3 protein-coding genes and 1 pseudogene are annotated in these 14,009 nt (G+C 63.4%); 1 reads left to right on the top strand and 3 read right to left on the bottom strand.

Features of this window, described 5'->3' with window-relative positions; translation table 11 throughout:
- Positions 1-42: 42 nt before the first annotated feature.
- A pseudogene (locus C7I55_RS08295) lies at positions 43-708 on the top strand (integrase core domain-containing protein); the annotation flags it as partial.
- A gap of 10 nt (positions 709-718) precedes the next feature.
- On the opposite strand, the gene C7I55_RS29445 reads toward C7I55_RS08295, so the two are convergent.
- Genes C7I55_RS29445 through C7I55_RS08280 form a run of 3 tightly spaced genes read right to left on the bottom strand, consistent with a single transcriptional unit; the run spans position 719 to position 14,000 of the window.
- Positions 719-844 (bottom strand): Hint domain-containing protein, encoded by a 126-nt coding sequence (locus C7I55_RS29445; RefSeq protein WP_408640595.1) that lies wholly within the window; start codon positions 842-844, stop codon positions 719-721.
- A 26-nt stretch (positions 845-870) separates the two neighbouring features.
- Positions 871-1,269 (bottom strand): barstar family protein, encoded by a 399-nt coding sequence (locus C7I55_RS08285; protein WP_146150965.1) that lies wholly within the window; start codon positions 1,267-1,269, stop codon positions 871-873.
- 5 nt (positions 1,270-1,274) lie between these two features.
- Entirely contained in the window at positions 1,275-14,000 is a 12,726-nt protein-coding gene (locus tag C7I55_RS08280) for a polymorphic toxin-type HINT domain-containing protein (protein WP_106512385.1), read from the bottom strand.
- Between the last annotated feature and the right edge of the window lie 9 nt (positions 14,001-14,009).

The following is a 14,009-nucleotide window of genomic DNA, read 5'->3' as shown; positions in this document are numbered from 1 at the left end:
CGATCTCGCGATGGACCTTCGGGCTCAGAATTCGTGTCCGTACGGCGACGGGGACGAAAGCGCGCCGTCGGCGCGCGGGTGCCGGCGCCGGTGCTTGCGCTTCCCAACAGCGCTGGAGCCTCGACTTCGTGCATGACCAGCTCGCCACCGGGCGCCGCTTTCGCGTGCTCAACATGATGACGGATCCAGAAGCGGCTTCCGTTGGAAGCCGCGCCATCACCATTGGACGACGTCACCCGAGAATGCCTGCGCGCCGTCGCCGACACGTCGATCTCGGGCAGGCGGGTGGTGCGTGAGCTGACCGATCTGGTCGCGGAGCGCGGCGCGCCCAGGATGATCGTCAGTGACAACGGAACGGAGCTCACGTCGAACGCGGTGCTGAGTTGGTCGGGCGCGGCGAAGATCGACCGGCACTACATCCAACCCGGCAGGCCGATGCAGAACGGCTACGTCGAGAGCTTCAACGGCCGCATGCGCGACGAGCTGCTGAACGAGACACTGTTCCTCAGCATCGGCCATGCCCGTGATGCGATCGCCCGATGGATCGACGACTACAACACCGAGCGGCCGCACTCCTCGCTCGGCTACGCTACACCGGCTGCCTTCGCCGCCGGCTTCGAAAAGCAACGGCCTGCACGCGTGCAGGCCGTTGCTTCACATGCGCCAATGCGCAATCACAATCGCCGGTCTCTAGTCCCGACTGGATGAAAGTTGGGGGTCACGTCACACCCAACTCCGGTTGGGCCAGCACCAAATCTCCTGGGCGAAGCTTTTCAATCGCCGCTAATCCTTCAGGGGTGTGCACCTGAGTGCCAGCGACAAAACATGCGCCAAACTCAGCAATTGTACGCGGAGCTATGTTCTCTGCGGCTAGATTAATCTGATAATAGCTACTTTTTTGGTATTTCCCGCAGTTATATCGTCATTTCCCAGAGAAGTGGGCAATTCTGACAATATGTTAATCGCAATTTCTGCATCGTCTGATGCGTTCTTAGTCATATCCGATGAGTCTGGCCAAACGATCAAAATCATATCGTCTGTGAGAGCGTCCAGACCTGACCAGAGCGAATCTGCGAGTGCATCCCAGTTCTGATTCCCCAGTAACGGAGGATCCAAGGGCAACGTCGAGCGCACGCCCTCGAAGAATGCACCTCTGGACGAAATTCCCTTGGGAAGTTCGAATATTCGCCACCCATCCTGTCGATATTTTAGGATTTCTTCGGCCGCCTCTTCAGCGGAAAAGGAAAATACGCCAGCTTCTTTAGCCATCACAACTACCTTATCTGTACAAATGGAGGGTTACCCGTGTCACCATAGTGCGTCCATGTGTAATATGCTTCTCCGGTCTGGCTATTTACCACAACGCGGTTGGTTCCAGCCCCACTCGTGCCGGGAGAAGGTGCAACTCGGTACTCAGCGTAAGGGGACGTAGGCCCTTGATTGCCGGGCAGATCTCCTGCCCAATTTTTGAACTGCGTCCCCCATTTTTTCGCTAGGCTTCCAGCAGGCATCGTTCCGGCATCAATGTGTTGAAGCGTAGTAACAACCGCATTCTCCTCGATAGCTGGCAAGGAACCAGGTGCAATCATTGCGCAGTTGGTGTTGTGAACCCAAACACCGAGTTCGCCAACGTAGTAGGTATGAAAGCCTTCAACCTCGAAATTGAAGACGGACTGTCGCGTACCGGTCTCTGCGATAGCGACAACAGTCGCTCCAGTTCCATCCGCCAGTTGCAGTCGCTGGCCTGCCTGAAGCAGTTCGGCGGCCGTCCACCCAAGGCCCTCAACCCAGAAGGGGTGATTGGGAGTTGCGCGCAGCGTCTCGGTCCTTCCAGTGTCATCGCGATAACTCACCGTCCAGATCGATTTGTCCTCGAACGATACGACTCGTACGATCCGACGTGCCGATCGCTCGCCACCCAACTCCGGTTGGGCCAGCACCAAATCTCCTGGGCGAAGCTTTTCAATCGCCGCTAACCCTTCAGGGGTGTGCACCTGAGTGCCAGCGACAAAACATGCGCCAAACTCAGCAATTGTACGCGGAGCTATGTTCTCTGCGGCAGACGTGATCCGGCCGACGCTGGCAGCCCTTGAGGCTCCCGCCGTGAGGACGGCAGCCACTGCCTCCACGGTTCCGGCTCCTGCCAGCCTGAGGATTACCTCCTGCTTGCCAGCCGAGTCCAACCTCTGAAAAGCTTGGATTTCGCTCTTCGCCGAACCGTAGAGCCGCTGAGCGTCGCTGACGATCAGAGAGCGGTTGCTGACGCGGGAGGATACATATTCGCTTCCAGCGACGGCTGCCTGTGCGATCGGCAATGCGGATCGCGCAGCGTTCGGGCCGAACGTTCGAACGCCCGCCGCTTCTGCGAGCGAGTTCGCGACGCCTTGCGGACTGAGATCGTGCGCAATCTGGGCAAGCGACGCTGCCGACCGGAACAAGCCGCCGGCATGATCGCGCATCCCACCCCAATAGGCAGCGGCGTTTCTGTCAGTCAACGAACCATTCACCAGCCTTCCAAAGCTTTGTCCGGCGATACTCGAGGTAATACCGACAAGAACCGTGCGGCCCAGATTGGCGTCAGTGGCCTTGGACGAAAGCGCTGATCCGAAACCCGTAATCGAGTTCGTTATCCTGTTGGAAAGGTCGTCGAAACCCCATGAGTGCCAAAGTTCCGAGGCACCCCTGGTCAGATTTGCGCCTAGACGCTCCAGCCATGAGCGATAGCCTGTAACGACGATCTCGCCGTCAGGGCCGAGTGCGCTGCCGCTGTCGATCGTCTCGGCCGCTGGAGCGACTTCCCCGGGATCGAGCGGGCCGCCCATCGCGGACGGTTGACGTTGGACGGCGCCGGCAAGGGCGTTGCCTATCGTGCTCCCGATCACGTCGGGCAGCGCTGCAAGAACATTGTCACCAAAGCTCGTGCCCGTTGCAAGACTCCTCGCCGCGCCTCCCGCCAAGGCGCCGGCAGCTCCTGAAATGGCCTGATTGGCCATGTTTCCAAAGCTAGGCCGCGATGCCTGTTCCGACCCCGCAAGTGCTCCAACCCCGAGCCCGGCCACGGTCCGGTTGGCCAAGCCCACGGCGCCCGCGACAACTCCCCCGATTGCCACGCCGGTCCAGTCGAACTTGCTCTGAAGGGTAGTCGCAATCCCGATTCCTTGGCTCGCAACATTCGATATCGCGCCTCTGGCGACATCATTGCCAAGCTTCACCAGGCCGACATCGGCTTTGCCGAACACATCGACACCCTTCATCGCACCACCGACAGCACCGCCGATCGCTGCCAGCGCGACGCCCTTCCAGCTAAAGCCTTGCTGGATCCCCGTGGCAACGCCCAAGCCCTGACTCGCGATGCTGCCCACAGCACCGCCGACCGCACCAGCGGCAACGCCGCCAAGGAACGTCGAGCCCAATGCGTTGCCCAATGTGCCGGCAAGCGCGCCGCCGGTGTAGACAGATACTGCGACGGCCACCGCGATCAGAAGGATCTGCCCGAACACGCCGCACTTGTTGCTCTTCTGCGTCTGCGGCTTGGGCGTGGTCGGGCTGGTCTCGCCCATCGCCTCGGCAGGATCATAGGGCTTGAACGTCGACGCATTGTGCGTGTTCTTCATCACCCCGGCCGGGATGGTGAGCCGCTGCCCTTCCATCAGCGCGTTCGACGCCGACAGGCCGTTCGCCTCGGCAAGCTTGTACCAGAGCGAGGCATCGCCCCAGAGCTGTGCCGCGATCGAGGTCAGCGTCTCGCCGCCCTGCACGGTATAGCTCCCGCCCGAGCCGCCCTGGCTGTAGCTGGTCAGCGCGCTCGTGCTCAGGTCGAAGTCGGCATGCGCCCCGCCATAGGCGCCGCCGTTGCGGAACGCGCCGGTGCCGGCCGTGGCCGTGCGGTTCGAAACCGAGCTCTGGTAATCGGTGTCGAGCGTGCCGTTGTTGCCGACATAGCCCATCTGCTTGCCGCCGAAACGGTACCACACTTCATGCGGATCGCCGTTCAGGTAGGGCTGGGACTGGGTCGGTATTTTGTTGTCCGCCTCATCACGCCGGATCACCTGCCCGGTCATGTCGTTGGTGTAGGTTACCGTCCTCGGGCGGCCGTCATTCACCTGCGCGGACTGCAACTGCCCGGCATCGTTGTAATTGTAGGTCGTCCTGAAGATCGTGTTGGACGTGCTGCCGGTATTCTCGTCGAAGCGGACCTGCGTGGTGACGGCCCCGTCGTACCACCCGATCGTGTTGTCGGTGCGCGTGTCGAGCGGGTTCGCGCTGCCCGTCGCCAACGTGGTGCCCTTGACGAACTTGTCGTTCTGCGACGTCGACCAGACCACCGCACCGAGCGCATAGGCAGTGCCGGTACCGTAATTGTTGACGACGATGCTGCGGAAGATGTCAGCGCCGCGCCGGGTGTTGGTGGTCTCGCCGGTAATCTGGCTCTTGGCGTTGTAAGTGACGTCACGCTGATACTGGACCACCGTGCCGCTCGCGTCATAGTCGAGCTGCCGGGTAACCCGGCCGAGGCCGTCATAATCATAATCCGCGATCCGGGATCCGGTGCCCGACGGCGGCAGGCCGACGATGGTGCCGTCCGGCCTCTGCTCCCAGCCGCCATCGATGCCATAGACGAAGTCGAGATTGCCGGCGGCGTCGTAGACATAGGTCTCGAGCCGCTGCCCCTCATAGCCCTGCTCGATATAAGGTTGAGTGCCGTCATAATCATAGGGGTTCGGGATCGAGGCGCTGGCCGCGACCGTTTTCGTCGTCGTCTTGCGCTGCCCCGCCACATTGTAGGTGTTGATCTCGCCGCCGACGATCTGCCCGTTCTGGAGCGACCCCTTGGCGGTCGTCACCCGGTTCATCTTGTCGTAGCGGTACCAGAGGTCCTGCGTCGACGCGCTGGTCGAGGCGGTGCCGTTCGTGTCAAGAGCGCGATAGCTCGCCAGCGTCCGGCGGATGTTGCCGTTGGCATCATATTCATAGTCGGTGCGGGCCGCCGGCGCGGTTCCCGTGCCGGCCTCGCTCCACCAGACGAGGCGGCCTAGAGTGTCATAATCCGCCGTCGCATTCTGCACAACCCGGGAGACCCGCTCGGTGTCGTAATAATAAGCCGACCCGCCGTCTTCCCACGAATATTGGTAATATTCTTCCACCGTATCGACGGTGTACTGGGCTACGAGATTGCCGAGCACGTCATAACCGTGGCTGGTGGTCTTGCTGCTCCAGTTCTGCGTGTTCGACGCGCCGCTCGTTGCCGTGATCGTATCGACCAGCCCCGAGTTCAGCCATGTCCAGGTCATCGCCCCGGCGCCGGTACGCGCGGTCAGGCGCCCGGCCTTGTCGTAGGTCATCTCCGAGATGCGCCCGCCAAGATCCTTCTTGTAGAGGGCGTGGCCGAAAACGTCCTCCTTCTCGACGGAGGTAAGAGTGTTGGCGAGGGTGGTGGTGGTCGCCCAGCCGCCCACGGTCACGCCCGCGGTCTGCAGCGTCGCGTCCCAGGCATAGCTGGTCGTCGTCGTGTCGCCGCCGAACGCCACCTGCCGCGTCACCCTGCCCTGCAGATCATAGTCGGTGATTTCGGCATTGGCCGCACCCAGGACCGTGTTGGTGTGCAGGATGCGACGGCCGAGCAGATCATACGTGTAAGCGTGGGTGAGCCCGCCACGCTCCGTCTGCAGGACCAGCCGACCCAGATTGTCGTAATTGCGGGTCTCGTCATGAACCGAGCGCAACGTGTGGCTGGCCGAGGTCTCGAGCTCGTTGCGGATAACCCGCGCGTCCCCGAACTGATCGTAGATGATCCGGGAAACACCGCCGTCGGCATGGGTCTCGACGGTGACCAGCGCCTCGCTGCCGCCATAGCCGGTGCCGGCGAGAAGCTGCCGCGTCGTCACGTTGCCATTGGCATCGGTGGTGCCGGTCAGGCGCCCAGAAAGATCGTAGGAGAAATATTCGGTCGGAGCGACCTGCTGCCTGGTGCCGTTCTCGGACGTGACCGACACCGTCGGCCGGACGATGGAGCGAACGCGGCCCATCGTGTTGTAGACGTAGCTGGTCTGTGCCCCTTCGGCATTCTTCTCCCAGGCGACCTCGCCGAAGGCATTGTAGCCCTTCGTCGTCGCGATATCGACGGCGCTTACGGTGGCGCTCAGCTGCCGCTTCATCGCCGCCGTGGTGGTCGCCTGGCCGCGCTTGTCGACGATCGTGATCGTCGTGTTGATGCCGTCGACATAGGTGGCACCGGCCCAGGCGCCGTTGCCTCTGGCAAGAGCAAGCACCTGGTCCAGCGTCTTGCCCGCGAGATCCGTCCCCTCGCTCTCGACCGCAAGCGTCTGGTTGCCGGCATTGTCGTAGACGAAATAGCGCCAGACGCCGCCACCGGAGTTGGTCGCGGTCAGCTGGCCGGCTGCATTGTAAGCGAACTGCTCCTGCCACAGTCCGTTCGTGCCGCGCGCCGAGACCTCGCCGAACGAGTTGTAGGCCGTGTCCTGGCGATCGCCATTGACCCACGCGCTGCCGTTCCAGCTGGCGAGCGCCTGGCCGGTGACGCGGCCGAGCACGTCGCGAGTCTCGATCACCGCCTCGGTCAGGTCCCTGTAGGTGACCACACCCTGCGCGTTGACGCTCTGTACCTGGCGACGGACATAGGATTCGCGGATCTTGTTGCCCGCTGCGTCGTAGACATATGAGAACTCGCCGCCTGCGGCATTCGTCATCGACGCCAACCGGCCGCCGGCGCCATAGACGTAGCGCGTGACACGCTCGCCCGCCATGCCTTCGGCGGTTCGCACGAGATTGTTGAGCCCGTCATAACGATAGTTCGTCGTCGGCGACACCGCGGCACCGCTATGATCGACGAAACCCTGGCGCTTCTCGGTCTCTAAACGCCCAGCCAGGTCATAGATGTAAGTGGTGGTGTCCCCGGTCGCTTCCTGCTTGGAGGTGACTTGGTCAAGACCGTTATAGGTGTAAGTGATCGTGCGCTGCCCGGCACCGTAATTGGCTCCGTCCACCCAGCGGCTTTCGGTCAGCCGTCGACCATTTCGGTCGTACGTGAATTCGGTGCAGCGATCGTCCGCGGTCACGACCGGCCAGCCGTGGTCCGCCACGGTCGCGGACGGCACGCGCTGGGCCCATCGACGCTCGTGGATGACGTTGCCCTCGGAGTCGTAGCGCCAGGAGGTCATGTAGCCTTCCTGGTCGACCTGCTCGACCCGGCGTCCGGCCTTATCATAATAGGAATAGACCGAATTGCCGCTGGCATCGGTCTGCCTGGTGACATTGCCGTGGGCATCATATTCGTACGAAACCACCAGGTCGGACCCGGCAGTGACGTAAGCACTGCCGTTCCATGCTCCGGTCACGACCTTGGCCGGGCCGGCGTTGACCTGCGGATTGATCCTGTCGGTCTTCTGGACGCGATTGAGCTTGTCGTACGTATAGTTCGTCACCCGGTCGTCGGCGGTGACGGTGGGCCAGCCATGCGTGCCCACCTCGGCCGACGTCGGCTTTTGCGCCCAGCGGCGCTCATGAATGACGTTGCTCGCGGCATCGTAGCGCCAGGAGATCATCGCGCCGGCCGGGTCGATCTGCTCGACGAGCCGACCGAGCTTGTCATAATAAGAGAAGGTCCGCCCGCCGAGCGCGTTGATCGTTTCGACCAGTCGGCCGAGTTGGTCATATTTGTAGCGCTCGCGCGGCGTATCAGCGCCGGGCGTGGTGCGATCGGCTTCCTTGAGGATGAGCCGGCTTTCGGTCAGCCGGTTCGCGCCGTCGTAGAAATAGAGGGTCGTGCGCGCCTCGGCGAGGCCACTCGCCTCGACCATCTCGGTACGATTGCCGCGCGCATCATAGACGAAGCGATTGGTGACGGTCGTCGCCTGAATCGTCCCATCGGGCTTGACGGAGCTCATCGGCAGAGTTTCGGCGACGAGCAGGCCGCGGCGATCGAAGCTGTTCAGGGTGACCCCGCCAAGCTTGTTTCGAACCTCGATACGCTGCCCGAATGCGTCCAGCTTGTAAGTCTCGAAAGAACCTTCAGCGTCGATCGTCTTCACCACCCGGCCGAGCCGGTCATATTCGAAGTGCGTCGTCGCGTCCTTGTCGTGTGCCGCCGCGCTCGGCACCGTTCCGACAGCAGCCGCGCCGGCGACGACGTTGAAGCGCCGGGTCACCGACGCCACCTCGCCGAACGCGGTGTAGCTCGTCTCGGTGAGATAGTTTTCGGGATCGCGCGAGGCGATCAGCCGGCCGGCATTGTCGTAATAATTGTACGTCGTAAAACCGCGCTTGTCGGTAACCTTCACCGCGTTGCCGAACGCGTCATATTCGTACCGGACGATGCCGTTCTCGGCATCCGTCTCGCTCAGCAGCCGCCCGGCACGGTCGAAGCTGCGCAACGTCTTGTTCAACCGCGGATCGGTGACCTCGACCACATTGCCGTGGCCGTCATAAGCATAACGGGTCGTCTGCTGGATGAGCACATTGTCGGGGTTCACGATGCCGTGGGCGCGGTGCTCGGCCGTGATCCGCCCTGCGCCGTCATATTCGTAGCGGGTCGACACCTCGTTCGCCGTGCCGGTCATGGCGGTCTCGGCAAGCAGGGTCCCGTTCGCATTATAGCTGTAGTCGGTGTAGCCGCCCTCGGCGCCGGTCGAACGGACCAGGCGTCCCGTGGGATCGTAGCGGAAGCTGGTCTCGACATAGGCGGCGCTTGCGGCCCAGTTGCTGACGCTCAGAAGCGTGTCAGCCACCGTCGCGACGGCGCTGTAGCGCCTCGTGCGGATGACATGGCCGTCTGCATCATATTCGTGCCCGGTGACATATCCCTCGGCATCGATCGTGAACCGCAGATCGCCATTCTCGGCGTAGAAATTGCGGGTGACGCGGGTGGCAGCGGACGGCTGCGCCTGAGCCCACGCATCCATCTGCGCCTTGCTCGGCGAAGCCATGAACGCCGTGTTCGAGGCATATTGCACGACCCCGGTCACATGCCCGACCGCATCGTAGCGGTAGCCGGTGACGGCGCCTGCAGCGTCGATTGCATAAGCGAGCCGGCCGGCGCTGTCGTAGACCGAGTAGCTCTTGCGGTCGGCCGGGGTCGACAGCGCGTCGACCCTCAGCGCGTATCCGCCGAAGTCGCCGCTGCCGTTCGTGTAGAGGGTGTAGGCGACGGCGTTCGCCGGCGGGATGATCTGGTGCTCGTAGCTGGTGTAGGCGTTTACGTTGCCCGGCCACCTGTCGAAGATGCTCTGGGTGATGAAATTGCCCTGGGCGTCATACCAGTAGATGGCGGTCTGGAACTGGGTGTCGGGCGCCGTCGGCTTCACCACATAGGACAAGGTAAGGCTGGCACCAGCGGGCACCGGTGCCCCGACCGTCTCGGCTGTCCCTCGACCCGGTCCTGTCCTGAAGACGAAGGACGGCCCGCCGGCGCCGCCGGCCACCCGCTGAACATTGTCGAGCCGCCCCCAGCCCTGGGTGCCGTTGACCAGATAGCCGTTGGCGAGATGATTATCGATCGAAAGGCTGTGACCGCCCCATTCTCCGGTTCCGTTGGCGTTCAGCGAGTAGCCGACCGCGCCCGCGGGCGGCACCACGACATGCTCGTAGGCCGTGAACTTGCTGGTGTCTCCCGGCCACCGGTCGAACACGCTCTGGGTGATGAAATTGCCTTGCGCGTCGTACCAGAAGATCGCCGTCTGGAATTGCGAATCCGGCGCTGCCGGCTTCACCATGTAGGAAAGCTTGAGGCTGGACGCGGCCGGTACCGCGCCGCCCGTGGAGTAAGCGGTTCCGTAGGACGTCCCGATATTGCGGAACACGAACGCCGGCCCGCCGGCAGACCCCGGCACGCGCTGCGCGTTCGTGAGAGTCCATCCCTCCGTGCCGTTCAGAAGCGACGCGTTGGGAAGGATGTTTGCCGGATAGAAGCTGTTGCTGACCGCCGCAAAGCTGTAAGCTGAAAGAGACGGCAAGGCCTTGGCATGCTCGATGGTCTCGACCGGCCGGCGAGCTTCGTCGGCGCCTCCTGCGCCGTAGCGATACTCCGTGACGTGGCCGACCGCGTCGATTGCAAAGCGCAGCAGGCCCTGCCCGTCATAGACAAAGTTGAAACGGCGATCGCTCGCGTGCGGCTGCACATTTGCGAGAAGCACTTCCAATGCGGCGCCGGAACGAAGCTCTCCCGCGACCGCGTTGAAGAAGGTTGTTTCGGCAATCTTCTGGCCGGAGCCGTCGTGCACGATCCGGGTGAGTTGCCCCTCGCCGTTGAGGATAGCGACGAGATTGCCATCCTTGTCGTAGAAGCTCCGCCCGACCGCGTCCTTCCCGCTCGCAGTCGGCGCGATCACCGAGGTCGGGAGCGCCCCCCGCAGGCTCGTGAGCTGCGCAGCCGACAAGCGATTCTCGTAGGACGTCGTCCTGATGAGCCGTCCTGCAAAGTCATAGTCCTGGATCGAGACGCTGCCGTCGCCCGCGATCGCTTCGACCAGGCGCCCCTCCTTGTCGTAGATCCGCCAGGTCCAGATATCGCGCGCCGCATCGGCCGGCGGGCGGATCGAAGCAAGGTCCGCCGGAGCATCGGAATTGGCGAGCCCGGGCAGCTTCGCCGCGTCGACCGGCGTGCCGTAGGCGATCGTGGCGACGAGACGGTTATTGGCGTCGTATCGATATTCGACCAGCTCTCCGAGGTGGCTGACGTCGCCAACCAGCCGCCCGGCCTTGTCATAGACATGGTAGCTGATCGAGGCTCCTGCGCTGCGCTCTGCGATCAGGCGCCCCGCTTTGTCGTAGGTATAGATTTCGGCATTCGCCGCCGCCGCCGTCGCCGACGAGGTCACGGCCAGCCTGTGCCCGCCGAAGTCGCCGCTGCCGTTCGTGTAGAGGGTGTAGGCGACGGCGTTCGCCGGCGGGATGATCTGGTGCTCGTAGCTGGTGTAGGCGTTTACGTTGCCCGGCCACCTGTCGAAGATGCTCTGGGTGATGAAATTGCCCTGGGCGTCATACCAGTAGATGGCGGTCTGGAACTGGGTGTCGGGCGCCGTCGGCTTCACCACATAGGACAAGGTAAGGCCGGCACCAGCGGGCACCGGTGCCCCGACCGTCTCGGCTGTCCCTCGACCCGGTCCTGTCCTGAAGACGAAGGACGGCCCGCCGGCGCCGCCGGCCACCCGCTGGACATTGTCGAGCCGCCCCCAGCCCTGGGTGCCGTTGACCAGATAGCCGTTGGCGAGATGATTATCGATCGAAAGGCTGTGACCGCCCCATTCTCCGGTTCCGTTGGCGTTCAGCGAGTAGCCGACCGCGCCCGCGGGCGGCACCACGACATGCTCGTAGGCCGTGAACTTGCTGGTGTCTCCCGGCCACCGGTCGAACACGCTCTGGGTGATGAAATTGCCCTGCGCGTCGTACCAGAAGATCGCCGTCTGGAATTGCGAATCCGGCGCTGCCGGCTTGACCATGTAGGAAAGCTTGAGGCTGGACGCGGCGGGTACCGCGCCGCCCGTGGAGTAAGCGGTTCCGTAGGACGTCCCGATATTGCGGAACACGAACGCCGGCCCGCCGGCGGACCCCGGCACGCGCTGCGCGTTCGATAGGGTCCATCCCTCCGTGCCGTTCAGAAGCGACGCATTGGGAAGGATGTTCGAGCCGCCGGATGCGGTCGTTTCGAGAAACGAGATCCGCTCGCCGGCCTTGTTGTAGGTGGAGATCTCGACGAGGCCGTTGGCCGACACGACCGTGGTCTGGGTCGCCGCATCGTTGAAGATGAAGGTCGTCTTGGCGCCCGCTCCATCCACCGACGCGACGACGCGCCCAAGTCCGTCATATACGAAAGTCTCCGCTGCCCTGCCGTCCTGCTGCGTCAGCAGCAAGTTGCCCGCCTGGTCGTAGACATAGCTGGTCTTGCCGACCTCGCCGCTCTCCACCGGCGCTCCGGCGGCGGTCGCGGCCCCATAGCGAAGCACCTGGCTCAGATTGCCGCGGGCATCGTAGACATTCTTGATGAGCTTGAGTGTGCTCTTGTCTGCCAGACCGTTGTGCCAGGCAACCAATTGCACCTCGGTCAGCACCGCGCCCTGCGGAAGCGCTGCGACCCCAAAGAGGTGGCCGGGATAATCGATCGTCCACTCCAGCCTGCCCTGGCCGTCATAAACGAATTGCTGGACATTGCCTTCGGGACTCACGCTGAAGCGGAGCCGGTTGGCGGCGTCATAGACGAAACGTGCCTGCTGCCCGACCGCCTCGCGCACAGCGACGTTGTCGACACCCCAGGATTCGTCATCCACCAGCTGGTCGAGCGTCGATCCGAGGCCGAGCCGCAGCGACGAGCCGGTTCCGGCGACCTGCAGCTGGACATGATAGACCCGATCGAGGAATTGCGGCCCGAAGCCGAGATCCGCATCCTGTCCCGGCGAGGTGATCGTGTAGGTGCCGGTCAGGCTGCCGGCGGTGAAGCTGCCGCTCGCATTCTGGCCCGGCACGAACGAGATCGCCGCCGCTCCGTCGAGGGAGATGGTGAAGCTCTCGCCATCCCAGCTGTCGATCTTGAGGAAATCGAAATCGACGATCGTTTGCCCGGTGCCGCTCAATGCGAAGGTCTTGGCGATGCCCTCGCCGCCCCAGGTGGTGCCGAAGCGACCGAGGAAGCGGCTCAGGCTGCCGGACGCACCGGCTGTCGGGCCCGACACCGGAGCACCGTTGCTCCCGGTCCACCCGCTTGCAACACCGTTCTCGAAACTTTCCGTGACCGCAGGATTGGCGACAGCATTGCCCCGGCTTTCCGACAGCAGCTCGTTGCGTGCGCCATAGGTGCGCCGGATGACGTTCCCGAGCCGATCAATCTCCATCTGGAGATTGCCGGCCTGATCATAGGTGTAGCGGGTGGTGTTGCCGGCGGCATCGGTGACGGACGCGATATCCGCGCTGACCGCATCGTAGGTGAATCCGACCACCTGCGGTGCGGCGCCGGCAACGGCCGCCGGTGCGGTGACCTTCTCCAGAAAACGCTCGCCGGCCGCGGAGTAATCGAGCCGGGTGACCTGGCCTTGCGGATCCGTGACGAGGGTGAAATTGGCGTCATATGTGAGGGTCGTGACCCGGGTCACGCCGGCCGCCACCGTCTCGGTGAGGCTGGCGACCCGGCCGCCGGCATCATAGCCGATCACGAGCAGCGAGCCATCGGACTGCGCGATGGAGCTGACACGTGTGCTGTCGCCGTCATAGCCGTAGCTGGTGACGTAGACGCGTCCATCTCCTGTAACATTGTCCTCGGGGCTGAGGTCGACCGTTACTGTCTTCAGCCGGTTCCGTTCGTCATAAGCGTAGCGGGTCCGGGTCAGCGTCTTGCCGCTATTGGCGGCAAGATCGGTGTAACCAGTCACAATCCCGGTGATGGTATTGCCGGACCACGCATAAGCGACATAGCCGCCGTCCGCGGTGGTGACGCGGGTGAGGTTCGCGCCATCATAGTCGAAGGTCAGCGTGTTGCCGCTGGTGTCGGTTTCCGACTTGATCTGCCAGTAATCGCCATAGGCAGCGTAGGTCTCGCGCGTCTGGGTCGCACCGTCGGTCCACGTCCAGACACCGTTGGCGAAGGAGAGCGTGTCATAGGCCCCGGCACCCTGGCGGGTCCGGTACACGCCGTCGGCATTGTAGGTGTAGGCGATATTCGATCCGTCCGCCGAGATCCGCCGAACGGTGCTCCCGCTCGTGTTGACGGTTCCGGTGAGCCCCAGCACGCGCCGGTCCGTGCTCTGGCGCCACCGGTCATTGTTGTCGTCGGCGACGCCCGTCATGCTGTTATAGGTGCGCGCTATCGCGGCATCGGGTCCGCGCCCGATCAGGATCTCGTCGCTCTGGCTGATGACGAGGTTGCCGGTCGCGGCATTGACCAGAACCTGCTCGCCGTTCCGGCCGAGCGACGAGGAGCCGAGCAGCCCCGCCCTGCCGAGCAGCGAACCCGAACCACGCTCCGTGCCCGGCCCAATACCAGTGAAAATCGCAACCATGGACGCCCC

The organism is Allosphingosinicella deserti (genome assembly GCF_003012735.1).
GTDB lineage: Bacteria > Pseudomonadota > Alphaproteobacteria > Sphingomonadales > Sphingomonadaceae > Allosphingosinicella > Allosphingosinicella deserti.
The sequence above is the reverse complement of the archived record's forward strand: the minus strand, read 5'-3'. Positions and strand labels throughout refer to the sequence as shown.